Source organism: Rheinheimera marina, assembly GCF_042654345.1.
Lineage (GTDB): Bacteria > Pseudomonadota > Gammaproteobacteria > Enterobacterales > Alteromonadaceae > Pararheinheimera > Pararheinheimera marina.
The window spans coordinates 42,127-63,536 of record NZ_JBHSGB010000002.1; the positions used below are offsets into that span (position 1 = coordinate 42,127).

Annotated in this window: 25 protein-coding genes; 6 read left to right on the plus strand and 19 right to left on the minus strand. The window is 54.5% G+C overall.

The window, feature by feature from the left end:
* Nucleotides 1-5: 5 nt before the first annotated feature.
* From ACFO3I_RS02230 to flgB, 18 genes are all read right to left on the minus strand, one after another.
* Nucleotides 6-437: a flagellar basal body-associated FliL family protein gene (locus tag ACFO3I_RS02230; RefSeq protein ID WP_377331405.1), complete on the minus strand. Its 432-nt coding sequence runs from the start codon at nucleotides 435-437 to the stop codon at nucleotides 6-8.
* 14 nt (nucleotides 438-451) lie between these two features.
* Entirely contained in the window at nucleotides 452-1,777 is a 1,326-nt protein-coding gene (locus ACFO3I_RS02235; protein ID WP_377331406.1) for a flagellar hook-length control protein FliK, read from the minus strand.
* A complete protein-coding gene (locus ACFO3I_RS02240; protein ID WP_377331408.1) occupies nucleotides 1,774-2,100 on the minus strand; it encodes a hypothetical protein in 327 nt (108 codons plus the stop codon). Before ACFO3I_RS02240 ends, ACFO3I_RS02235 begins: the two co-directional genes overlap by 4 nt.
* Before the next feature lie 168 nt (nucleotides 2,101-2,268).
* Complete coding sequence (fliS, locus tag ACFO3I_RS02245) at nucleotides 2,269-2,661, minus strand: flagellar export chaperone FliS (protein WP_377331409.1); 393 nt, start codon at nucleotides 2,659-2,661, stop codon at nucleotides 2,269-2,271.
* Nucleotides 2,662-2,671: 10 nt separating this feature from the next.
* Nucleotides 2,672-3,961: a flagellar filament capping protein FliD gene (gene fliD, locus ACFO3I_RS02250; RefSeq protein WP_377331411.1), complete on the minus strand. Its 1,290-nt coding sequence runs from the start codon at nucleotides 3,959-3,961 to the stop codon at nucleotides 2,672-2,674.
* Nucleotides 3,962-4,051: 90 nt separating this feature from the next.
* On the minus strand, nucleotides 4,052-4,888 hold the full coding sequence (locus ACFO3I_RS02255; protein WP_377331412.1) for a flagellin N-terminal helical domain-containing protein: 837 nt from the start codon (nucleotides 4,886-4,888) through the stop codon (nucleotides 4,052-4,054).
* A 241-nt stretch (nucleotides 4,889-5,129) separates the two neighbouring features.
* Nucleotides 5,130-6,128, minus strand: a complete 999-nt coding sequence (locus ACFO3I_RS02260) for a hypothetical protein (protein WP_377331413.1) — start codon at nucleotides 6,126-6,128, stop codon at nucleotides 5,130-5,132.
* A gap of 9 nt (nucleotides 6,129-6,137) precedes the next feature.
* Nucleotides 6,138-7,034, minus strand: coding sequence for a flagellar hook-associated protein FlgL (gene flgL / locus ACFO3I_RS02265; RefSeq protein WP_377331415.1), 897 nt, complete (start codon nucleotides 7,032-7,034; stop codon nucleotides 6,138-6,140).
* A 13-nt stretch (nucleotides 7,035-7,047) separates the two neighbouring features.
* Nucleotides 7,048-8,382, minus strand: a complete 1,335-nt coding sequence (flgK, locus tag ACFO3I_RS02270) for a flagellar hook-associated protein FlgK (RefSeq protein WP_377331417.1) — start codon at nucleotides 8,380-8,382, stop codon at nucleotides 7,048-7,050.
* Entirely contained in the window at nucleotides 8,379-8,819 is a 441-nt protein-coding gene (locus ACFO3I_RS02275; RefSeq protein ID WP_377331418.1) for a rod-binding protein, read from the minus strand. The genes flgK and ACFO3I_RS02275 overlap by 4 nt, the downstream gene beginning before the upstream one ends.
* Nucleotides 8,819-9,922, minus strand: coding sequence for a flagellar basal body P-ring protein FlgI (locus ACFO3I_RS02280; protein ID WP_377331420.1), 1,104 nt, complete (start codon nucleotides 9,920-9,922; stop codon nucleotides 8,819-8,821). The genes ACFO3I_RS02275 and ACFO3I_RS02280 overlap by 1 nt, the downstream gene beginning before the upstream one ends.
* A gap of 11 nt (nucleotides 9,923-9,933) precedes the next feature.
* Entirely contained in the window at nucleotides 9,934-10,602 is a 669-nt protein-coding gene (gene flgH, locus ACFO3I_RS02285) for a flagellar basal body L-ring protein FlgH (RefSeq protein ID WP_377331422.1), read from the minus strand.
* 13 nt (nucleotides 10,603-10,615) lie between these two features.
* Nucleotides 10,616-11,401 (minus strand): flagellar basal-body rod protein FlgG, encoded by a 786-nt coding sequence (gene flgG / locus ACFO3I_RS02290; RefSeq protein WP_377331424.1) that lies wholly within the window; start codon nucleotides 11,399-11,401, stop codon nucleotides 10,616-10,618.
* Between the two features lie 20 nt (nucleotides 11,402-11,421).
* Nucleotides 11,422-12,150, minus strand: a complete 729-nt coding sequence (locus ACFO3I_RS02295) for a flagellar basal body rod protein FlgF (protein WP_377331425.1) — start codon at nucleotides 12,148-12,150, stop codon at nucleotides 11,422-11,424.
* Between the two features lie 10 nt (nucleotides 12,151-12,160).
* A complete protein-coding gene (locus tag ACFO3I_RS02300; protein WP_377331426.1) occupies nucleotides 12,161-13,489 on the minus strand; it encodes a flagellar hook-basal body complex protein in 1,329 nt (442 codons plus the stop codon).
* Between the two features lie 11 nt (nucleotides 13,490-13,500).
* Nucleotides 13,501-14,172 carry a flagellar hook assembly protein FlgD gene (locus ACFO3I_RS02305; protein WP_377331428.1) on the minus strand — a complete coding sequence of 224 codons (672 nt, stop codon included), beginning with the start codon at nucleotides 14,170-14,172 and terminating at the stop codon, nucleotides 13,501-13,503.
* A gap of 8 nt (nucleotides 14,173-14,180) precedes the next feature.
* Nucleotides 14,181-14,597, minus strand: a complete 417-nt coding sequence (flgC, locus tag ACFO3I_RS02310; protein WP_377331429.1) for a flagellar basal body rod protein FlgC — start codon at nucleotides 14,595-14,597, stop codon at nucleotides 14,181-14,183.
* Nucleotides 14,598-14,599: 2 nt separating this feature from the next.
* Nucleotides 14,600-14,974, minus strand: coding sequence for a flagellar basal body rod protein FlgB (gene flgB, locus ACFO3I_RS02315; protein WP_377331430.1), 375 nt, complete (start codon nucleotides 14,972-14,974; stop codon nucleotides 14,600-14,602).
* 198 nt (nucleotides 14,975-15,172) lie between these two features.
* Here flgB and flgA point away from each other — a divergent pair, with 198 nt between their 5' ends.
* The 3 genes from flgA to flgN are packed head-to-tail and all read left to right on the plus strand — an operon-like array spanning nucleotide 15,173 to nucleotide 16,579.
* Nucleotides 15,173-15,805 (plus strand): flagellar basal body P-ring formation chaperone FlgA, encoded by a 633-nt coding sequence (gene flgA / locus ACFO3I_RS02320; protein WP_377331431.1) that lies wholly within the window; start codon nucleotides 15,173-15,175, stop codon nucleotides 15,803-15,805.
* A 58-nt stretch (nucleotides 15,806-15,863) separates the two neighbouring features.
* Nucleotides 15,864-16,151: a flagellar biosynthesis anti-sigma factor FlgM gene (flgM, locus tag ACFO3I_RS02325; RefSeq protein WP_377331432.1), complete on the plus strand. Its 288-nt coding sequence runs from the start codon at nucleotides 15,864-15,866 to the stop codon at nucleotides 16,149-16,151.
* Complete coding sequence (flgN, locus tag ACFO3I_RS02330; RefSeq protein WP_377331433.1) at nucleotides 16,148-16,579, plus strand: flagellar export chaperone FlgN; 432 nt, start codon at nucleotides 16,148-16,150, stop codon at nucleotides 16,577-16,579. Before flgM ends, flgN begins: the two co-directional genes overlap by 4 nt.
* A gap of 331 nt (nucleotides 16,580-16,910) precedes the next feature.
* Here the strand turns inward: flgN and ACFO3I_RS02335 are convergent, their stop codons facing one another.
* On the minus strand, nucleotides 16,911-18,128 hold the full coding sequence (locus tag ACFO3I_RS02335) for an acyltransferase family protein (RefSeq protein WP_377331434.1): 1,218 nt from the start codon (nucleotides 18,126-18,128) through the stop codon (nucleotides 16,911-16,913).
* A gap of 101 nt (nucleotides 18,129-18,229) precedes the next feature.
* Here ACFO3I_RS02335 and ACFO3I_RS02340 point away from each other — a divergent pair, with 101 nt between their 5' ends.
* The 3 genes from ACFO3I_RS02340 to ACFO3I_RS02350 all read left to right on the plus strand — a co-directional run bounded on the left by ACFO3I_RS02340 (nucleotide 18,230) and on the right by ACFO3I_RS02350 (nucleotide 21,362).
* A complete protein-coding gene (locus ACFO3I_RS02340) occupies nucleotides 18,230-19,123 on the plus strand; it encodes a LytR/AlgR family response regulator transcription factor (protein WP_377331436.1) in 894 nt (297 codons plus the stop codon).
* The gene (ybaK, locus tag ACFO3I_RS02345) at nucleotides 19,120-19,587 is read left to right on the plus strand and encodes a Cys-tRNA(Pro) deacylase (protein WP_337879892.1); all 468 of its coding nucleotides are present in this window, start codon (nucleotides 19,120-19,122) and stop codon (nucleotides 19,585-19,587) included. The genes ACFO3I_RS02340 and ybaK overlap by 4 nt, the downstream gene beginning before the upstream one ends.
* A gap of 464 nt (nucleotides 19,588-20,051) precedes the next feature.
* Nucleotides 20,052-21,362, plus strand: coding sequence for a hemolysin family protein (locus ACFO3I_RS02350; RefSeq protein ID WP_337879893.1), 1,311 nt, complete (start codon nucleotides 20,052-20,054; stop codon nucleotides 21,360-21,362).
* The last annotated feature ends 48 nt before the right edge of the window (nucleotides 21,363-21,410 follow it).

Here is a 21,410-nt window from a genome sequence, read left to right on the forward strand (position 1 = left end):
GGTTCCTACTGAATAAAAATGTTAGTGATCAGCACTTTATCCAGCTGCTGCTCGTACTTGTTGTCCAGCAGCGTCTGGTTAAAGCGGGCCAGCAACTCTGACTGCACTTCGGACACCTGCTGCATCGCCAGCTTCACTTCCAGGTGGCTTTGACGGGCAAAGTGTTCGACCAGCGCATTGCGTAGCAGTGGCGTGGCTTCTTTCAGCGCAGCAATGGTGTCGGCTTTATGGCTGACCAGCGTCAGCTCCAGCACCAGGTATCTGGACGTTGGGTCACCGCTGACACTCATCACAAACTTTTCCATCGGATAAAACAGCGGCTTCACGCTGATTTCTTCGGTTTTGGCTGCCCCCTGGTTTAACTGCCACCAGAAATACCCTGCTGCCGCAGCACCAGCTGCCACCAATACCAACAAAAATACGACTGCTTTTTTCATTGCCTTGTACTTCCTTACACCAATTGATTCAGCCAGCCGGTAGGCTGCTGTCCGGAGTTTTCTGTTTCTGATTCAGCGCGTTGCATATTCAGCGCTATCCCGGCGTCACCGCCCCACTGGCGCTGACGCTGGCCGGACTGACTGTCACCGCTTTGCAGTTGCAGTTGAACATCCATGCCCAGTTTCTGCTGCAGTTGCTGGCGCAGCTGCTCCAGCCCTTGTGCCATCAAGTCTCGGGTTTGCGTGGTCTGACTGTGCAGCTGCACCGATACCCGGTCGCCGTCCACAGCGACTGTCAGCTCAACGGCACCCAGGCTGGGTGGGTCAAGCCGGATCGTGGCTTTTTGCAACCCCAGGCCAAACTGCAGTTCGGCTTTGTCAGCCAGCACCTGCATCAGCCGCTGGCCAAGCTGGGCGCTCTGTGAGCCTTGTAATGATTCTGTGCGCCAGACCGCTTCGGCTTGCACCGTGCTGTTCAGCTGCGGAATCAGCGACTGAATAGCGCTGTCTGCCGGATCGGCGGTAAGCAGGGTCAGTGCATTGGTCTGGTAGCTGGCCGCAGCAGTGCTGCTGACGGCGGCAGCAGTCGTCAGGGACTGTAATAAAGGCCCAGCGTCCGCTTTGCTGGCCAGCAGCGCATCGCGTACCAGAGCTACTGACTGCACTGTGCCAAGGTCGGTGTCAGTCAACGCGCTGTGCGGCAACGCCGACCACTGTGGTGACTCAACGGACTTTGCCATCGCGGAAGCAGTAGCCTGGTACCCAGTGCCCATCGGCAGCGCCGGGCTCAGCGCACTGAGTTCAGCTTGCGCAGCAAGCAAAACCGGCTCCGCAGTGGTACCGCTTGCACTGGCCATTAAGGCTGGCATCCCACCCGGCGTCACCCCACTGAATACGTCAGTCACGCCCTGTGCGGCCGCGGCCGGTGCGCTGGTTAATGGTGCAGGCACAGCGGGTAGTTCTGGCACGACGTCAGCTGGCAGTTCTGCGCCAGGCAGCATGGCCTGAGCCTGACCACTGGTGTTGCTGGCCGTTCCAGCCATCAGGTCCAGCTCAACAGCAGGTTCGGACTGTGGCATCGCTGGCAAACGCGCTGTTGCCAGTTGCAGTTCCAGCAACGGGTTGCTGGTGGCAGGTAAAGTCAGCTCTGCTTCTGCTGTAGCTTCCGTCAACTCCTGAGGCAGTGGCTCAGCCTGTTGCTCTGGCTGGGGTTCAGCCCAATCGAGCTCAGACGCATCGCTCCAGTTGTCTTCACTGCTGTACAGATCGCTGGCTGAGCTCACCTGTCCAGCCTGAGCCGTCGTTGTTTTTTGCGCCGGGCCTGAAACAAGCAGGTTCATGAGCCGACACCTTCGCTGGTCTGGCGATAGGCCAATACACCGGCTTTGTTTTGCTGAAATTGATTCATTTTTTGCTCGAGCTGCTGTTGCTGTTTTTTCGCCAGCTGGATCAGTTGTTGGTAACGCTGGGTCAGCATTTGCAGTTCCACTTTCAGACTGGCCACATTGTGCTGCGATTTCAGTTGCTGCACCTGTTGCTGGATCTGCCGGTCAAGCGCCTGCACCTGCAGCCATTTGCCATGCGACACGGCCTGATGCAACTGCAGTAACAACTGCTGTAATTGCACCAACACAGGTTCTGATTTTGCGAGCTGTACCGGCATATTGGCTATCCACTAAACTTCATTCAGTTGATGTTCAGCAAAAAACAAGCCAAGAGTTAAATCATTGATTTTTAAGGGATGTAAAGAAGCAGGAAGCAGGAAGCGGAAGTGTTACTTCCGCTTTGCGGAACCAGCGCAACGCTGAGGTTCCGTGCGCTTTGCGGTCACTCAGGCGCGGTGTTGTAACAAGGCCTGCCAGCCCTGCTGCAAGTCGGTCATCACAGTGCGGACATCGGCCAGCTCAGTCAGGCTGTCGCGCAGACTGGCGCGCAGTAACGCCTGACCACAAAATTGATACAGATTGTGCATATTCACTGCCACTTCGCCACCTTTGTCCTGATCCAGCGACGCGTCCAGACCACCGAGAATTTTCAGCAGCTTTTCCACGCTGGCGGCTTTTTTGTCGTGGCGTTTGGCCTGGATATGGCCTTCGGTGCGGGCCAGCTCGTCCAGGAAACCATCGAATAACATGCCGACCAGGCTGTGAATATCAGCGCCTGATGCTTTAACATTGACACTGGTGTGTTGGTAGGCCTGATAACCTGCTGCAAAATCGATCATAAAAACTCCGTTAACCAAACTGTGACATCGAACTTTCCAGCTGGGCAATAGTCACCTGCATCTGGGTGAATTGCGCCACATAACGCTGATAGACCTGCTCCATCGAGTAGTCGTGGCGTTTTTGCCGGGTCGCGACCAGATCGATGCTGCTCTGAATACTTTGTTGTTTACTGCTCAGCAATCCCGACCTTTTGGTATAGGGCTCTAAGCGGCTTTGCATCTGGCCAAATAAACCGTCTTCAGCCACCAGCATCTGCTCTATTTGCAATGGGTCTTGCTCCAGCGCCTCACTGAACTTCTCACTGTCGAGTGTCAGCACACCGTTGCGATCAAACTCCAGGCCAATGCTGGTTAAAGAACGGCCCTGGAACATTTGCTGAAAACTGCCGCGCATCTGGTTGCTGATGCTGCGCGCCATACTGTCAGACTTCAGTGAACTATCCGAGCTGATTTGCTTCATCATGCTGTTGTAGCTGTCAACAAACTTCTGCAGTTTTTCCTGCACCGCAGTGCTGTCCTGCGAAATGCTGATTTGCAATGGGGTGTCACCGGCCTGCTGAGCCTTTTTCAGCTCAATGGTCACGCCACTGATCACATATTCCAGAGTGTTGGTTGTTGAGGTTAGGCTGATGGCATTGTCTGAACCGATACGGAACACAGCGTCCTGCGCTGATTTTAGGGTGGTCGCCCCGGCCACTGCACCGGCGATATCCGCGCCTGAACTGTCGGCACCCGGCACAAAATTCATGCTAATGGTGTTCGCCGCACCACTTTCTTCACTGGTCAGTACCAGATAAGCCTGGCCATTGCTGCGCATCACTGTGGCCAGCACACCGCTGTTGTCGGCCGCTTTATTAATGGCGGTGGCGAGATCGCTTAGTTTGGCTCCGGCCGGCAAAGTAGACAGGTCCACCGCAAAACTTTCACCTGCCACCGTCAGTTCAAACTGGCCGTCTGTTGGCAGGGTTTCAGTGCTGCCAAAGGCCAACGACAACTGATGCTGCTGCGCCAGTTTTTCAACAAAAATCTCGTAGTTGCCGGAGGCGGCGGTGCCATCGACCGACAAGGTTAAAGCCGTTTCGTCGCTGACAGTGCCGCTATTGCTCAGCAGCTCTTTGTCTTTAACAAAACTGGTAAATAAGTCATTCAGACTGGTGAGGCTGGTTTGCAGTTTGGTATAGGAACTCAGCAAATTGGTAAAGCGTGTTTGTTGTGCTTTGAGCACTTCATCTTTGCCTGCACGTTCTATTTGCGTGTATTGCGACGCCAGGGTTGCCGGGTCAATGCTGGAGAATGCCATAACTTACCTCTGTGACCATCTCTGAATAAAATGCCCCCAGCGCGTCGAGCCACTGGGGGACGGGTTGGAGAGTCCGTTCTCCGGGCTCGATTAACGTAACAGCTGGCTCACCATCTGAGTCGTGGTGTTGGCTGTGCTCAGTACAGAGATACCTGAGTTCAGCAACAGTTGCTGTTTCGTCATGTTAGAAGTTTCTTTGGCAAAGTCGGCATCCATCAGCTGGTCACGGGCATCGCCAGTGTTTTCTGTCATGTTAGACAGGTTGTTGATGGTGTGGTCCAGACGGTTCATTGACGCACCCAGCGAAGAACGGGCAGCACCGATTTCAGTCAGTAATGTATCCAGAGTACCGATTGCAGTGCTGGAGTTTGCCTGAGTAGTCAGGTCGCCTGGCGCGCCAACTGCAGTCGTTACTGCAGTGATCTGGGCAGAAATATCTACGCTTAAAGTTTCAGCAGCTGAAGCACCGATTTGGAAGGTTACAGCAGCAGAGAATTTGCCACCAGCGCCTAACAGGTTAGTGCCAGCACCGAAAGTTGTGTTGTCCAGAATGTTGTCCAGCTCAGAAGCCAGAGCAGTGTATTCACTGTTTAATGCAGTGTATTCAGTCGCGCTGTTAGTTCCGTTGGCACCTTGAGTGGCCAGTTCTTTCATACGGAACACGATGTTGGTCATCTCATCGAAAGCGCCTTCAGCTGATTTCAGCATAGAGTTGGCATTGTTCGCGTTGTTGATGGCAGTTTCCTGACCAACCAGCTGAGCACTCAGACGGCTGGCAATTTGTAAGCCGGCAGCGTCGTCTTTTGCTGAGTTGATGCGGAAGCCGCTACCTAAACGTTCCAGGGCTACACCCAGGCTGTCGTTTGAACGGTTTAACTGGTTACGGATTGAAGTAGCCGCTGAGTTCGATTGAATTGATAAAGCCATGTTGGTTGCTCCTATGCACTATGGTCATAAATAAAAAGCGACGACCCAACTGCAGAACTGAAATTTTTTTCTGAAAATTTTTAATTTTTTGGGTGTTTTTTATGGAGACCCCAGCGCCGGAAAATGCTCCTGCCATTTCGGCGTACCGTACATCCTGTACATAAAAAAGCTGCCTCCGGGAGGAGGCAGAAACTACAACAGGATAGAACGACGTCTTCCAAGGAAGTTGCGGGAACTCGCCTTAGCCAGCTAAGGCAAATTCCACTAAAGAACGGGTGATCTGGCCTTGCGATAAAATCGCCGGGACAGTCGCTGCAGCACCGGTTTGCATCTGCAGCTTCAATTCAGCGCTGGTCTGTAACGCTTGCTCTGCCATTTGTGTTGAATCGGCTTGCTGCAGCGCATTGAGCTTATTCAGGAGGATCTGACGCTCTGCCTGCACCTGGCGCATCAGCCCCTGCAGTTTTTGTTGCACCTGAGCCAGTTCAGCCTGATAGGCCTGCTGGTTGTCCAGTTGCCTGGCCTGGTCCGCCAATAAGGTCAACGGATTCTTGGCCGCCTGCAATTTCAGCTGAATTGGGTTACCGGCCGCCAGCCGCACACCTTCCCCTTGCACCTGCCAGGCTTGCTGCAATAAGGCCGGTTGTTTCTGGCTGCTGAACACCAGCGTCTGAGCCTGAGCTTTCACTTCAATACCCGCATCAGCAAACACTTGTTGAATTTGCTGCAGACTGGTCTCAGCAGACTGGCCCGCGGCAAAACTCAGTTGCAACAGCTGGCCATTGCCCAGCTGCACTTTGACGGTTTCAGCGACAGGACGCGGGCTTAATAAATCGATTTTCTGATGCAACTGCCATTGCTGCTGACTTGCTTGTGCTGAAGCCAGCTGTAACTCAGGCTTTAAGGCCGAATTTTTCTGCTTCAGCTGCTGCTCCAGTTGTTGCAGTTGCTGACTCAGTTGCTGTTTCTGTGCTGAGCTTTGCGGCTGATCGAGCTGACGCCGTAACTGCTCCAGTTGCTGATAAAGCTGGCGCAGTTGCTGCTCTGCCTGCTGGTTCTTTGCCAGCTGCTGCGCTACGTCCGCTTTGACGCTCCACTGGCCCAGAGTACTCAGCTGACGCTGCAGCACTGAGCTGCCTTGGCTCTCTGTGCCTGACTGCGCAGACACAGCCACCGAAGGCTTGCTTTCAGTGCGTTGTATCTGTTGGGTCTGGCCGGATTTCAGGCGGTCGATCAGCATAGGTCAGCCTCAGAGCAAATTGAACAGACTCAGTTGCGACACTGAGCTGTACACCTTTAACGTGGACTCATAAGAAGCCAGCGCATTGTTCATATCGATATAGGCCGACGGGTAATGCACGGCATTGATGTCGTCACGCAGGTTTTCGGTAAACTGGGCAATATCCACATTGGTGTTTTTCAGTTCATCCAGCGAGCTGACGGTGCCACCAATCTGAGTCAGCGCGGCAGTGGTACGGCCTAACATCGCTTCCAGTTCATCCAGCATCTGACGGGATTCAGTACCAGCACCTGTGGCCGGAGGGGCCTGCAGCAAGGCAATATAATCTTGTAATTGGTTGATAAAGCCGGCACCTGGTGCCAGCTGCGCGCCGGTAATGTTCGAGTTCACCAGGGTTTCAGCGGACACTGCGACTTTGCGCACCTGGGCGTCGCCTTGGTAGATATACTGTCCGGCGGCATCCTTTACAAAAGGCTGCAGATCAATTTCGCTGCCGGCAAACAGATAATTGCCTTCGCCGTCACGGGCATTCAGCAGGTCGACAATGCCTGGCAACAAGACTTCAAGCTCATTCGCCATCGCATTCAGTTCGTCGTTACCATAAGAGCCGTCTGCCGCTGCAGTCGCCAAAGACTGCACTGAGTACAATAAGTTATTGATGCTGCTGAGCTGAGTTTCCTGCTGGCTCAGGGTGTAGGTGGCCTGCTGCATATTTTTACCGTACTGCTCCAGTGTGGTCAGCTCGGAATTTAGCCGCAAGGTCAGCACGCTGCCCAGTGGGTCGTCTGATGGTTTGGTAATACGTTCGTTAGTCGCCATTTGCACCGACAGTTTGCTGTATTTGTCGCTGCTGATCTGAATATTACGAATAGCGGTCTGGTAAAACTGATCGGAACTCACACGCATCTTAGTCGCCTCCTCAGAACATGGTCATCAGGGTGTCAAACATCTGACCCGCTGTGCTGACGACTTTGGCGTTGGCCTGGTACAACTGCTGGTAGTACATCAGGTTAGCAGCCTCTTCGTCCCGGTTGACCCCGCTGATACTGCTGCGGGCGGTAATGGCTTTGTCATTCAGCACACCTGCTGTAGCCGCACTGGCCTGCACCTGCTTGCTTTGAATCGCCAGTTTGCCGATCAGGCTGTCGTAGCCGGCGCCCACGCCCTGAATTGACTGCACCAGATTGACCAGGTTACCGTTATCACCTTTGCCACCGGACGGGATCCAGTTGCCACTGCCATCGTCGACCCGGCCACGGAAGGCCAGCATGTCTGTGGTCATCGCTGTATTGACCTGCACAGTGCCCAACGGGTCCGCCGCGTTATAAACAAACAGCGGTTCACCCGGGCTGCCATTTAAATCAAAACCTTCTGATAGCGCCGTATTCACTTTGTCAGCAATGGTACTGACTAAGCTGCCCAATTCAGCGCGGGCCGGGTCCAGCACTTCGGATTTAACCCGCAACAAGCCACCCAAACTGCCCCCGGCCGACCCTGAAAGTGGAAATTCCTGGCTGTTAAACTTCACAGTGACTGTACTGCCGGCTACGGTCAGCTGCGACGCCGTACCTGACATTACCAGCGGTGCACCGTTCAGCGCGGACACTGTGACGCTGCCGTCATCGGCCCGTAACACATCCACCTGCAGATAACCGGACAGCGTCTGCAGCGTCTGCTCCTGGGTATCCAGCAACACCGAGGTGTCGCGCCCCAACGCTGCTTCTTTACTGATTTTCTGATTCAGCGCAGCCAGGTCAGCCAGGGTTGAATTAATATTTTCGCCGACGGCTTTCAGTTCAAACTCCAGCTTGGTGATCTGGCCAGTCATGGCGCCATCCAGCTGCTGTAAGTCCTGCACCATAGCTTCGGCGGACGATAAGACTTGCTGACGATAGGCGGCTGATTCTGGCTGCACTAAAGCGGCGTTAAAGGACGAATTCAGCTCGGCCAAGGCGTCATTCAGGTTTAGTGAGTCGGTGCCCAGCACCTCTTCCAGATAACCCAGATAATCCTGGTAACTGTTGTAGTAATTCAGATCGGATTCGGTGCGCCAGACGTCCGCATTTAAAAATTCATCGACGACCCGTTCGATTTTGGTCACTTTGACGCCGTTTTGTGAACCATCAGCGGTCTGTAACACCACAGTCTGCCGGCTGTAGCCTTTCACCGCCGCATTGGCGACATTCTGGCTGACCGTGTTCAGCGCCGCAGAGGACGCATTCAGACCAGAAATGGCGTTCGATAACATACTCATGAATCACCCTGACGCTTTGGGGTCAGTAGCGGCTGTTGTAGGGCCGGTACTGAAAATTGCTGATACAGATCATCAGCGACGGGTTCAGCCTCAGACTTTAATTTATTTTCTGTCTGCTGGCTGACCATCGGCTCTAACTGTCGCACTATTTGCTCAGCTAACCCCAGCTGACTGCGGCCAGCCATGGTTTGCGCCAGCTGCGTGTCGTGCATATCACGGAACAGCTGGGAGGACGAGCTGGAGAACATGCCGTCTTCACCACTGACCGCCTCATTGGCGGCCCGCATGTTTTTCAGAACCAGCTGTAAAAACAAAGCTTCAAACTGTTCAGCACTTTGTTGCAAGGCTTCGGTCTCCGACAATTTGGCCGGTTGAATACGTTGAATTTGCGGGTCAAACGCCAGTCCCTGCGCCCGATGTAATTGCACTTTATCCATTAGATCACCACCAGGTCGGCATCCAGCGCACCGGCTTTATCCAGCGCCAGCAAAATTGACATCAGTTCAGTAGGGGTCGCGCCCAGGCTGTTGACCGCCTGCACAATGGTGTCAAGCGAGGTGCCTTCCGGTAACAAAATCATATTGGCATTCTGCTGGGTCACATCGACGCCACTGTTCTGCACAGGCACGGTTTCACCCTGACTGAATGGCAGTGGCTGCACTGCGCCCTGCTGCTCCGTAATGGTGATGGTCAGGCTGCCATGACTGACCGCGGCGCGTTTCACCCGCACCACGTCGTTGATCACCACAGTACCGGTGCGGCTGTTAAACACCACCCGCGGCCGCTGCGAACCTTCTTCCACGGTTAAATCCTGCAGCATCGCCATAAAAGTGGTGCGGTTGTCCGCATCCAGTGGCGCACTGACCACCAGCTTGCTCCAGTTTTCGGCGCGGGCCACTGCAGGCCCGAAGGTGTTGTTAATGGCAGTCACTACATTGCGGGCCGTTTTGTAATTCGGCTTTTTCAGATGCAGCACTAAGTCCGGCGATTGCTGCAGTGTCTCGACGCTGCGTTCGATAATGGCGCCAGCGGGGATCACCCCGGCGGTGGGCACGTTCACTGTCACTGAGCTGCCGTTTTGGCCTTCGGCTTTAATGCCACCCACCACCAGGTTGCCTTGCGCCAGCGCATAGACTTTACCGTCGACACCCCGTAATGGCGTCAGCATCAGGCTGCCACCATGCAGGCTCTTCGCGTCACCTAAAGAGGTGACAGTGACGTCAATGGCCTGACCTGCGCCCGCCATCGGCGGTAAGGTGGCCTGGATGGCCACCGCAGCGACGTTTTTTGATTTTGGTAAGTTGGCTTCATCCAGCTGCACGCCAAACTGCTTGAGCATATTGTTCAGCGACTGGGCGGCAAACTTGACCTGCGCTTTGTCGCCGGACCCCGGCAAACCCACCACCAGGCCATAACCCACCAACTGGTTATCCCGCACGCCCTGAATATCGACGATATCCAGCAAAGGCCGGGTTCCAGCCATTACCAGCGTACTGCTACAGCAGGCCACAAGACTGAACAACAGCGGTAACAAACGCATAAGCCGCTCCGTTAAAATAAGTTCAGATAAGAAGAAAACAGCGTCGTCAGCCAACCTGGCTCGGCGGCATCAGCCAGCGTGCCTTTACCTGCATAGGTAATGCGGGCGTCGGCAATACGCTGTGACGACACGCGGTTGGTGACATCGATGTCTTCCGGCCGCACTATGCCCTGCAAACGGATGTATTCGTCGCCCTGGTTCAGCCGGATCCATTTTTCGCCACGAATGGCCAGCGCGCCGTTTGACAGCACTTCGGTCACCCGCACCGTAATGGCGCCTTGCAGGAAATTCTGCTGACTGGCACTGCTTTCGCCGCTGTAACTCTGGCCTGCTTCAAACTGGCCGCGGTACTTGGACATGTCTCTGTTGCCCAATAAAGGCACAGAGCCACCGATATCGGTGCTGCGGTCCAGCTGACTGTCGGCACTTTTACTGGACTGCGTGCGCTCATTCAGCGACACCGTCAGGATGTCGCCAACCCGGTAGGCTCTTTTGTCTTCAAACAAGGTGAACATATAGCTGTCGGAATACAGGCTGCCATCGGTCACCACACTTTGTTCTGTGCTGCCCATTTGCACCGGCTTTTCGCGCTGCCAGTCTGCTTCGTCAGCCAGCGGGCTGTCCGGTTTGCTGGCACAGCCGGTCAGCAACAACAGGACGAGCAGGATCAGAGGCCACATCACCACACTCCCGTTACATGCTCTGGCTGATGTAATTCAGCATATCGTCGGCCGCGCTGACCACTTTGGCGTTCATTTCATAAGCGCGCTGAACAGCGATCATATTGACCATTTCGTCCACCACACTGACGTTGGAACCTTCCAGCGTGCCTTGCTGCAACTGACCAAAGGACTCTTCGCCCGGAATGCCTTCCAGCGCTTCGCCTGAACCGGCAGTAGCGCGGTACAGGTTACCGCCCAGCGCTTCCAGACCGGCTGGGTTGACGAAGTTCACCGTCAGGATCTGCCCGAGTTCCACCAGTTCTTCCTGGCCAGGCACCTGGGCTGTGACTATGCCGTCGCGACCCACGGTAATTTTGGTGGCTTCTGGCGGCACGTTAATATTCTGCGCCAGCGGCAGGCCGTTGCCATTGGTGATCAGCCCGTCAGAATTCAGGTGGAACTGACCGTTACGCGAATACAGCAATTCGCCGTCCGGGCTTTCTACCTGGAAAAAGCCCTGGCCGCCAATCGCCAGATCCAGCTGATTGCCAGTGGTTTCGAAACTGCCTTCAGTGAAAATTTTCTGAGTACCGTTCACCCGCACGCCAGTACCAAGCTGAATACCGGCTGGAACCTGGTTCAGTTCATCGGCCTGGGTACCCGGCTGACGCTGTACCTGGTAAAACAAATCTTCAAACACCACCCGGTCTTTCTTAAAACCAACTGTATTGACGTTCGCCAGGTTGTTCGAAATGGTGGTCATCCGCATGTCCTGGGCTGCCAGACCGGTTTTACTGACCCATAACGCTGAATTCATGCTGTGTTCCTCTGCTGGCCTTAGCCGCTGATTAATTTGTTGCCGCTGACCGCCAGTTCATCGGCGGTTTTCATCATGCGTAAGTTCATTTCAAACTGACGGCTGACATTCATGGTGCTGACCATTTCTTCCACCGCATTGACGTTGGAGCCTTCCAGCACACCAGTGCGCAGACTGATGGCGTCGGATTGCGCCAGATCTTCTCTGTCCTGTGGCCGGAATAAACCGTCGGCGCCTTTGATCATGCTGACGCCTTCGGAGTCCACCAGTTTGATGCGCTGGTCCTGCTCGACCACACCACCACCGACCGGCAGCAGGTTAATGGTGCCGTCGGCACCAATGTCGATATCACCAAATTCAGGTAACTGAATGGCCGCACCAGCGCCCATCACGGAAAAGCCATTGACGGTCAAAGCGCCATTGGCATCGACCTGCAGCTCACCAGTGCGGGTATAAGCTTCGTTGCCCGCCGCGTCCTGCACCGCGATAAAACCTTTGCCATTGACGGCCACGTCCAGATCCCGGCCAGTTTCCATCATGGCACCGGGCTGAATGTCAGTCGCCACCGGCATCAGCTGGGCCTGGAAACGGGTGCGATAGCCGTCGCCCCTCACCTGCATGGCCTGGGCTTGTTCCATATCCGCTTTAAAGCCGGTGGTATTGACGTTGGCCAGGTTATTGGCGGTAATGCGCAGTGCCGTTTGCGCCAGTTCGGCGCCCGACACCGCGGTGTGGATTAAACGTTCCATGCCTTACCCCTTACACCGCGTTAAACAGCACTTGCATCATTTCGTCGGCAGTGCTGATGGTTTTGGCATTGGCCTGGTAGCTTTGCTGGAACGACATTAAATCCACCAGTTGCTTGCTGATATCAACGTTGGAACCGGTATAAGCACCGGCCAGTACCGCACCAAAGCTTCCTTCAGAGGGCACACCCAACAGCGCTGCACCGGATTTTTCGCTGGCGTACCAGGTGGTGTTATTGGCGCTTTCCAGGCCTTGTGGGTTGGCAAAGTTCGCCAGCACCACCTGGCCCTGCAGTTTGGTTTCACCGTTGGAGAAGGTCGCCAGCACCTTGCCGTCTTCCGATACAGAAACGCCGGTAAATTCACCCGAGGTGTAACCGTCCGCATTGTTCTCATACAGACCAAAGGCACTGCCAAACTGAGTCGACTTCACCAGATCCAGCTTGATGCTCATCGGGCTGGCGCCGGTCGGGTTAAAGGCAATGTTGAATTCACGCACGCCGGCCGGGTCGGTTACGTTGTTATCCACGGCTGGTGTGGCACCATTCAGCGGCATTAACTGACCATCGGTGTCGAATGTCATGCGTACCACAGCTACACCAGTCACAGTAGTGCCTGCGCTGTTGTTGGCCTGAATTGGGCTGGCCGGGCTTAACATACCTGCCGGAAATGCAGTGGCGAGCATCGGCTCGCCGTCCATGTAATAAGCCACATCCCACTGGTTGGCACCAGCATGGTTAAAGTACTGAGTTAAGGTATGGCTGTTGCCCAGCGAGTCAAACACTTCGGTTGACTGTGAATAGTTAAATGCAGTGCCATCTTTTGGATCAAAGGCTGTTGCCGTCGGGAAGGTCTGAACTGGCGCAGCAGAATTCAGGTTCAGTGAAAAATTCACAGTTTCAGTGGCTTTGGCCGGAATATTACCTGCTTCGACTTTCAGACCGGTCAGAATACCTGGCACCAGGTTGCCCTGATCATCAATGCCGTACCCCTGCAACTGGTTGCCGTTGTTGGTTATTAAGTTGCGCTCATCATCCAGCTTAAACTGACCGGCCTGGGTATAAGCTAAGCGACCGTTTTCTGAAATTACAAAAAAGCCTTTGCCGGTAATCGCCAGATCCAGGCTTTGGCCAGTCGACACCAGAGTGCCTTGTTTTTCAAAGTTTTCGCTGGTGGCTGACACACCAACACCGCTGCGCTGACCGCCGTTATAAATAGCGGAAAATTCAGTGCTGGCCGTTTTATAACCCGCAGTGCCCGAGTTGGCGATATTGTTCGAGGTGACTTCCAGTGCTTTCTGGGTGCTGTTCAGGCCACTCAGGCCAATATTAAACATCGACATATTCGTTTCCTTTAACCCGCAGTTGCTTTGGTCAGCTGATTGATATCAAAGAGGTAATGATTCCCCAGGCCATTCACCTGCAGAATAATGTCATCCGGTCCTGAGCCTACGGATACCCGCTCCACAGTGCTACTCAGGTAAACTGGCGCTTTTTGTTTGCTCTGGCCCGCGGTGACTTCCGCTTCTACGCGGTACACGCCAGCGTCCTGGCTGTCGAAGGCAAAACGGAAGGTGCCAATGCCCGGCTGGTCCAGTTGCTGCTCGGCAACCAGCTCACCGCTTTGGTCGTACAGCCGGAAGGTCACGCTGTCGACTTCGGCCCCCAGGTTCAGTGCACCGCTGACCGGGCCATCCTGCTCCAGCACTATGGTGTCAGCTGCCACATCCACGCTCTGCCCCACCATCCCGGTAGCTTCCAGTGCCTGCAGGCTCTGCATGTACTTCAGTTGGCTGGCGGCCTGAGTGTTCAGGTTTTCCAGGCTTTCGACACTGCTGAACTCTGCCAGCTGGCTGACATACTGAGTGCCGTCCATTGGATTTAACGGGTTCTGGTGACTGATCTGCGCCACCAGCAGCTCCAGAAACATACTGGATAAACCAGCCGCATCGGTTTTGCCGTTGCTGCTGATGCTGGTGTCGGTGCCGGTGCTGCTCACCTGGCTGTTATTGCTGACAGCTGACATAAGATTCCTTATTGCCCCAGTTTCAGCAGGCTTTGCTGCATGCTGGAGACGCGGTTCATCACTTCGACTGAGGTTTGAAAGGCGCGCGACGCTGACATCATGTCAGCCATTTCTGCGACCGGATTGACGTTGGAGTAGTACACCATGCCATTGCCATCAGCCAGCGGGCTGTTCGGCTCAAACCGTTGTTCGACACTGCGGTCTGACCTCACCACACCTAAGGTCTGCACCTGAGCAGACACAGAGCGGTTATCAAAATCCTGGCTGTACAGCGCAGAGAACACCGGCTTGATAGAGCGGTATGCAGTGTCTTCACTGGCCGCTGCGGTGTCGGCATTGGCCAGGTTGGACGCTACTGTGTCCAGCCGCATCACCTGAGCACGCATTGCGCTGCCGCCAATGTCATAAATTGCCGAAAACGACATGCTTATTCTCCTTTGATGGCTTTGTGCAAACCGCCAATCTTCATATTTAAAAAAGTCAGGCTGGTCTGAAAGTCCATGCTGTTCGAAGCAAAGTTGGCTTGCTCCACGCTAAGTTCCGCCGTGTTGCCGTCAGCGGACGGCTGGTTTGGCACCCGGTACAGCAACTCCTGACGCAGGTCGGCGCCACTGAAACTGCCGCCGTCGCGGTTGCTGATATCCGATTCAATGTTTTGCAGAATGCTTTTGTAGTCCAGGTCTCTGGCCTGAAAACCCGGGGTGTCCACGTTGGCCAGATTGCCGGAAATAATTTCCGCTCTGTCTAAACGCAGTTGCAGAGAAAACGGGTGCACACCTAAAGCTTTGTCAAAAAATTCCATCGTTGTATCCTGTAGCAGGCGATACTGCTTAGGTACAAAGTCTGTGCCACCCTTTAAAGGCCAAATAATTCAATGCTTTACATAACAAAACCTCGACAACAGCAACGAAAAGCGGAAGCGTTTCTTCCGCTGTGGAAGCTAATGCCCTTCCTCCTGCTCTGGTCGGGATCTGCCCTTGCTGCCAGTCTGGAGCAACAGGTGCAACAAGCGATTCAGCACGAGGTGAACCGCTTCAGTCAGAAGCTTGGCGGCCCGGCGCAACCCAAAAGCAAAATCAGCCTGAGCCTGCCGGCGGCCCTACAGGACAAAGCCGCCTGCCCCGGCCTGCAAATCAGCCGCTCCAACCCGCAACAAGCGCCCTGGGGCCGGGTCAGCTACAGTCTGAACTGCAAAGGGCAACCCAGCTGGCAAAGCCGGGCCACAGCGCAGGTGCAGGTCTGGCTGCCCATTGTGGTGACCAGCAGAGCTTTACAACGCGACGAGGTACTGAATGCCGGCATGTTAAAGCTGGAACTGACCGAATTGCGTCAGTCGCGGCTGGACCCGGAGTTACAGCTAGAACCCTTAGTGGGTATGCGCACCAAACGCCGGTTCAGTGCTGGCCAGCCCGTCAGTCGCCATCTGCTGGAAGCTCAATTATTGGTGCGCAAGGGCGAGCAGGTGATTATTCAGGTGAAAGCCACTGACTTTGCCGCCAGCACCACTGGCGTCGCGTTAGAAGACGGCGTGTTGCAGCAGCGCATCAAGGTGCGCAACAGCAGTTCAGGCACCGAACTGGAAGCGGAAGTGGTGGCGGAAAACACGGTGCAAACTTTATTCAGAAAAGATTAAAGTTGCCGCTGTAGTCGGTCGCTCTATAGAGATAACAGAAAAAATACACAGGTGAGTTATGCTGAAAATTGATCAGTACAACCCGGTTCAAGCCCTGAAAAAATCGGGCGCACAGGCCGAAAGTCAGGTGGTAAAAACAGAACCTCAGGCCCAGGGTTCGGCACCGGACAACAACAGCATCGGTGCGGCAACCCGGCAGTTGCAACAGGCTTTTGCTGAATTGGACCAGCAACCGGATGTAGACCTGGACAAAGTCACGGCGATTAAACAAGCGCTGGCATCCGGTCAGTTCAAACTGAACGATGCGCAAACCGCCCAGGATTTGCTGGAGTTCCATAAGAAATGAACCAGCAGGCGCTGAAGCAGATTATCCAGAGCCTGCAGCAGGACCAACAACTGCTGCAGCAACTGTCGCCCTTGCTGCAAAAGCAGTATGTGCTGCTCAGTCTGCGTAAAAGCGCCGAACTGGATCTGTTAAATCAGCAGGCCACTGACCTGCTGGCCCAGGTTCAGCGGAATCACCAATTGCGCAAGCTGGCGATGGCCGACTTGCAGCTGCCGCTGACAGAGCAGGGTTTTGCCCAGCTGCTGCAAAAACTTCCGGCCGGTATTCGCAACGCCAGCGAAGATTTACTGCAAAAAGTGCAGCGCCATACTGAGCTTTGCCAACAACTGAACCAGAAAAACGGCGAGCTGCTGGCGCAACAACGTGGCCTGCTGCAACGCTTATTGGGCCAACCTGACCAACAAAGTTACCCACAGCTCAGCTTCTAATTCTGTGGGGTCAGGTCTTAATTCTGTGGGGTCAGGTCTTGAATTTTGCGTTTCAATGCAAAATTCAAGACCTGACCCCAGAACCCCAATACTGCTTTTCTGTTAATCCAACCGCTTTTTAAATCCTAAAGTTGCCAGCGTCAGACCAATCAGCGCAAAAGCCAGCAAGGCATCTAAATCCGGCAGCAGTTGATGACTATGCTAGAGGCTGCCGGCCAATTGCTCCAGCTGATTAATTCTCCACCAGCTACAGCTTTGATGAATTATACCGTTCGCCCTTGAAACTGCGGCTTGGTTGACTGCACCCTCTCGCCCCAGTCAGCTGGGTTGACTAGGCTTCTGGGGCGCCACTGACTTGCCGCGTTCCCGCAACGTCAACTGACTTGGGTAACGCGGGTGGGTTCAGGCCAAACAACAGGCAGCTTAAACGCGAACGGCGAATACCTTCAAAAGCCAAAGCCCCACTGCCAAGAGTGCAAAGCAGGATCAGCAGTGCTTCCGGCCCTGCGGCCAGCGCCAGCGGTTTCAGTGTCATCGCAAAGACAATAATCAGCGTTTGATGCAACAGGTACCAGGGCAGAATGGCCTGGTTACAATAGGCCAGCCAGCTGCTGTTGCGTCCGGCAAGATAGCGGCCGGCATACCCCAGGATCGCCAGCAAAAAGCACCAGTGGTTCAGCACCACCACCAGAACAACGATCAGCATCAGCCACCACTGGGTACCAGCGGGGTCTTCCAGGCTGTCAAACCACTGGTGGCGGTCAGCAATAATCAACGCATAACTCAGCAGCGCCAACAGCAGCCAAAGCCGGCGGTAATGCAGCAGTTGACCCCACCACAGATTTTGCCGCGCCAGCACAAAACCAGCCAGAAACACCGGCAGGTATTTGGCATGGTTATACCAGTCATCGACCAGGGCATGCGTGCTTGGGTGCAGCGGCTTTAACCAGTACCAGGCAGCCGCCAGCACCAGCAAGACCAACAGCAGCGCCAGCCAGGCTGGCCAGTGCTGCGCCTGCCGCACCAGCCATTGCAATAGTGGCAGAGCCGCCAGCGCCAGCAGGCTGTAACACCAGAGGTAAGGAATAAACCAGGCGTGGTTCCAGGTCAGCAAGCCAATGGGGCTGTGGTGTTGTGGCAATAACGAGGTCCAGGGGTTAATGTACTGCTGCCAGAACTTCAAATAGCCAGGTTCAATCAGCTGCTGGCTCAGAGCTTCAAAATACACTTGCGGCACCACCAACACCGCCATGGTAAACAGCAGCGGGATCAATAAACGTTTGGAGCGCAGCCCCAGCAGTTGCAAGGGCTGGTACTTTTGACAGATCAGGCTAAGTGCCATACCTCCAAGTAAAAACAGCAGCGACATCCGCCAGGGGTTGCTGAAGATCATCAGGTCCTGCAACCAGACTTGCGGCTGGTCAGTTTTTACATGCCAACCCCAGTCGGCCACATAATACATACCCAGGTGGTACAGGATCAGAACGGCAAAGGCCAGACAGCGCAGCCAGTCCAGTTCGTATCGACGTTCAGTGTCAGTTCGTGTCATGCTAAGTCTCCTTCAGTTGCGTCTGCAGACTCTGCCGCAAGCTGCACTGAAGCAGGGGTTGAAGTGGTCTGGCGGTGGCGTTCAGGGATAAGAGGTGGTTGATGGGGACGAAAAATCCAGGCTGGTTTGCGCTTATTGATAAAAGCCCGGCGCTTTGGGGCTATCTGGCGCTGGCACTCTACATGCTGCTGAATAACAGCATTAATGCCAGCTCGGTCTGGATAGAGCACAGTCGCGATCCGGCCAATACTTTGTTGTGGTGGGAACCCTGGCTGTGGGAGTTCAGCAGCCTGCTGTCGACCCTGTCCCTCTGCCCGCTGCTGTTCTGGTTTTTCCGCCATTACCCGCCGCGTTTCAGTGCGCTGCGCCAGCAGTTACTGGCGCATGCACTGGCCAGTCTGCTGTTCAGCCTGAGCCATATCGGCCTGATGGTGCTGCTAAGGGAACTGGTGTACCACTGGCAGGACATGGGCTACGACTTTGGGCCTTTGGCCCGCGAACTCTGGTACGAATACCGTAAAGATGTCTGGGGTTACCTGTTTTTGCTGACAAGCCACCAGTTGCTGGGTTTTGTCTGGCGCCGGTTAAAAGGCGATGCCAGGCTGATCGCCGAACAAGCCGACAAAATTGATACCACAGAAGCCACAGCTGTTGCTCCGAAACACTTTTTGGTGCGCAAGCTGGACAAAGAGTTTCTGGTGAAAGTGGCCGACATTGACTGGCTGGAAGCCAATGGCAATTATGTTAATCTGCACAGCGCAGGCCGGATTTACCCGCTGCGGGCCACGCTGGTACAGCTATGCAGTCAGTTGGAAGCTCAGGGTTTCAGCCGCATTCACCGCAGTTTGGCTGTCAACCACCAGGCGATCCGCAGCATCAGCTATGAAGCCAGTGGTGACGGTGAAATTGAGCTCAACACAGGCCAGCGGCTGGCCTTGTCCCGACGTTATAAAGAACAACTTCGCAATCAATTCCGGCAAGGAGAACCAATATGACTCCGGCTATTCTGACCGCACGCCGCGCCGGTATTCGCTTTGACGTGTTGGAATATGGCCACGACCCGGCGGCCACTTCTTATGGTCTGGAAGCGGCCGAAAAACTGCAGTTGCCACCTGAGCAGGTCTTCAAGACCTTGGTGATCCAGCTGGACGGCAGCGAATTACTGGTCGCCCTGGTGCCGGTGCAGCATCAGCTGGACCTGAAAGCACTGGCCCGCCAGGCTGGTGGTAAAAAAGCCCAGATGGCCGACGCCGCTTTGGTGGAACGGACCACCGGCTATGTGCTGGGCGGTGTCAGCCCGCTGGGGCAGAAAAAACCTCTGCGAACCCTGATAGACAGCAGCGCCAGCGACTTTGCCCAGATCTATGTTAGCGCAGGCCGGCGTGGACTGGAACTGCAACTGGCCCCTGCCGATTTAGCCGCCTGCTGCCGCGCCGTCTTTGTGCCATTAGCCCGCTAATCCTAAGGGGTCAGGTCTTGTGGGCTTTTGGGGTCAGGTCTTGAATTTTGCATTGAAACGCAAAATTCAAGACCTGACCCCAGTGCTGGCCTGACCTCACTCCTGGCCGCTATTCGGCGGACAAACCAGTGCTAACGCCTCAGCAACAGGGAATTCACTTTACTTCGGCTTTAAAATCACTAAGATGGCGGCATCATCTTTTTTCGCCACAGGCCTATGAAACCCGACCGAAGGTGCGCTGCAATCCAACCGATTGTAGCGTCTGACAACCTGAAACCAACCGACAGCCCGCGTCAGACGGCTGTGGTTATTGCCTTTGGTTATTTGCCTGCAGCGCAAGCCTTTCTGATCCCCGCCACTTGGGTGGCGATGGCGGTATCAAACCTTCATTCAGCTTTTTCAGCACCTGCCCGGATGGCAGGTTGCTATCCTTTTTCTTAATACGCGGAGCATATAGAAACTTTATGGAAATTTTCATTCTTGTCGGTTTGATCGTCTTGAATGGTATTTTTGCGATGTCTGAAATTGCGCTGGTCACAGCGCGGAAATCGCGATTGACGGCCCTGGCGCATGGCGGCAGCAGTTCTGCCAAAATAGCGCTGAAGCTGGCGGAAGACCCGACCCAGTTTTTATCAACAGTGCAGATCGGTATCACCTCCATCGGTATTCTGAACGGTATTTTCGGTGAATCTATCCTGGCTGAGCCTTTTTCCATCTGGCTGCAAAGTTACGGCATGCCACTGAACATCGCCAGCGTACTGTCCACTGTGCTGGTCGTTATTGTGGTCACTTATGTGTCTATTGTGGTCGGTGAACTGGTGCCCAAACGTGTTGGCCAGGTGTCGGCCGAAACCATTGCCTGTCTGATTGCCAAACCTATGGCACTGCTGGCGGTTGTGACCAAACCTTTTGTCTGGATGTTGTCTGGTTCAACCCATGCGCTGATGCGGTTACTGGGCTTTAACCAGCAAATGGGCGACAACGTTACCCATGAAGATATTCAGGCCTTGTTGCAGGAAGGCTCCAGTGCCGGTGTGATCGAACACAGCGAACACGCCATGGTGAAAAACGTATTCCGGCTGGACGAGCGCAGCATTTCATCCTTGATGGTGCCGCGCTCAGACATCATCTTTCTGGACGTGAATCAGCCACTGGAAGAAAACCTGAAGCGGGTGATGCAGTCACCACATTCGCGGTTCCCAATTTGCCGCAACAACATCGATGATGTAGTGGGTATAGTTTCAGCCAAACAGCTGCTGGCCCAGTCGATTGCTGGCAAAAACATCCAGATTGCCACGCTCGCCAAACCGGTCAATTTTGTGCCGGACAGCCTGTCAGGTATGGAATTACTCGACCATTTCCGCACCAGCGGCAGTCAGATGGTATTCGTAGTGGACGAATACGGCGACCTCAAAGGTATGGTCACACTGCAGGACATGATGGACGCCTTAACCGGCGAATTCGAACAGCAGGATGACGACGAAAAAATGGTGATCCGTCGCGAAGACGGCAGCCTGCTGCTGGACGGTTTATTGCCGGTCATTGACCTGAAAGACACACTGGACATTAAACAGCTGCCTGAAGAAGACGAAGGCCGTTACCAAACCCTGAACGGGTTGTTGATGTACCAACTGGGCCGTATCCCGCAAACCACAGATGTGCTGGAAATTGCCGGCTGGCGCCTGGAAATTCTGGATATGGACGGCAAACGTGTCGATAAAGTGCTGGCTGAAAAACTGCCAGAGCAAATGCTTGACGAAGATTTAATGGATTAATGCGCAAAGCGGCCTGCAATGGGCTGCTTTGTTTTTCTGACAACTCAC

Excerpts from the sequence above, each read along its gene's own strand:
- ACFO3I_RS02230 (WP_377331405.1), bottom strand. The coding sequence starts at position 437 with ATGAAAAAAGCAGTCGTATTTTTGTTGGTATTGGTGGCAGCTGGTGCT.
- ACFO3I_RS02235 (WP_377331406.1), bottom strand. The coding sequence starts at position 1,777 with ATGAACCTGCTTGTTTCAGGCCCGGCGCAAAAAACAACGACGGCTCAG.
- ACFO3I_RS02240 (WP_377331408.1), bottom strand. The coding sequence starts at position 2,100 with ATGCCGGTACAGCTCGCAAAATCAGAACCTGTGTTGGTGCAATTACAG.
- fliS (WP_377331409.1), bottom strand. The coding sequence starts at position 2,661 with ATGATCGATTTTGCAGCAGGTTATCAGGCCTACCAACACACCAGTGTC.
- fliD (WP_377331411.1), bottom strand. The coding sequence starts at position 3,961 with ATGGCATTCTCCAGCATTGACCCGGCAACCCTGGCGTCGCAATACACG.
- ACFO3I_RS02255 (WP_377331412.1), bottom strand. The coding sequence starts at position 4,888 with ATGGCTTTATCAATTCAATCGAACTCAGCGGCTACTTCAATCCGTAAC.
- ACFO3I_RS02260 (WP_377331413.1), bottom strand. The coding sequence starts at position 6,128 with ATGCTGATCGACCGCCTGAAATCCGGCCAGACCCAACAGATACAACGC.
- flgL (WP_377331415.1), bottom strand. The coding sequence starts at position 7,034 with ATGCGTGTGAGTTCCGATCAGTTTTACCAGACCGCTATTCGTAATATT.
- flgK (WP_377331417.1), bottom strand. The coding sequence starts at position 8,382 with ATGAGTATGTTATCGAACGCCATTTCTGGTCTGAATGCGTCCTCTGCG.
- ACFO3I_RS02275 (WP_377331418.1), bottom strand. The coding sequence starts at position 8,819 with ATGGATAAAGTGCAATTACATCGGGCGCAGGGACTGGCGTTTGACCCG.
- ACFO3I_RS02280 (WP_377331420.1), bottom strand. The coding sequence starts at position 9,922 with ATGCGTTTGTTACCGCTGTTGTTCAGTCTTGTGGCCTGCTGTAGCAGT.
- flgH (WP_377331422.1), bottom strand. The coding sequence starts at position 10,602 with ATGTGGCCTCTGATCCTGCTCGTCCTGTTGTTGCTGACCGGCTGTGCC.
- flgG (WP_377331424.1), bottom strand. The coding sequence starts at position 11,401 with ATGAATTCAGCGTTATGGGTCAGTAAAACCGGTCTGGCAGCCCAGGAC.
- ACFO3I_RS02295 (WP_377331425.1), bottom strand. The coding sequence starts at position 12,150 with ATGGAACGTTTAATCCACACCGCGGTGTCGGGCGCCGAACTGGCGCAA.
- ACFO3I_RS02300 (WP_377331426.1), bottom strand. The coding sequence starts at position 13,489 with ATGTCGATGTTTAATATTGGCCTGAGTGGCCTGAACAGCACCCAGAAA.
- ACFO3I_RS02305 (WP_377331428.1), bottom strand. The coding sequence starts at position 14,172 with ATGTCAGCTGTCAGCAATAACAGCCAGGTGAGCAGCACCGGCACCGAC.
- flgC (WP_377331429.1), bottom strand. The coding sequence starts at position 14,597 with ATGTCGTTTTCGGCAATTTATGACATTGGCGGCAGCGCAATGCGTGCT.
- flgB (WP_377331430.1), bottom strand. The coding sequence starts at position 14,974 with ATGGAATTTTTTGACAAAGCTTTAGGTGTGCACCCGTTTTCTCTGCAA.
- flgM (WP_377331432.1), top strand. The coding sequence starts at position 15,864 with ATGCTGAAAATTGATCAGTACAACCCGGTTCAAGCCCTGAAAAAATCG.
- flgN (WP_377331433.1), top strand. The coding sequence starts at position 16,148 with ATGAACCAGCAGGCGCTGAAGCAGATTATCCAGAGCCTGCAGCAGGAC.
- ACFO3I_RS02335 (WP_377331434.1), bottom strand. The coding sequence starts at position 18,128 with ATGACACGAACTGACACTGAACGTCGATACGAACTGGACTGGCTGCGC.
- ACFO3I_RS02340 (WP_377331436.1), top strand. The coding sequence starts at position 18,230 with ATGGGGACGAAAAATCCAGGCTGGTTTGCGCTTATTGATAAAAGCCCG.
- ybaK (WP_337879892.1), top strand. The coding sequence starts at position 19,120 with ATGACTCCGGCTATTCTGACCGCACGCCGCGCCGGTATTCGCTTTGAC.
- ACFO3I_RS02350 (WP_337879893.1), top strand. The coding sequence starts at position 20,052 with ATGGAAATTTTCATTCTTGTCGGTTTGATCGTCTTGAATGGTATTTTT.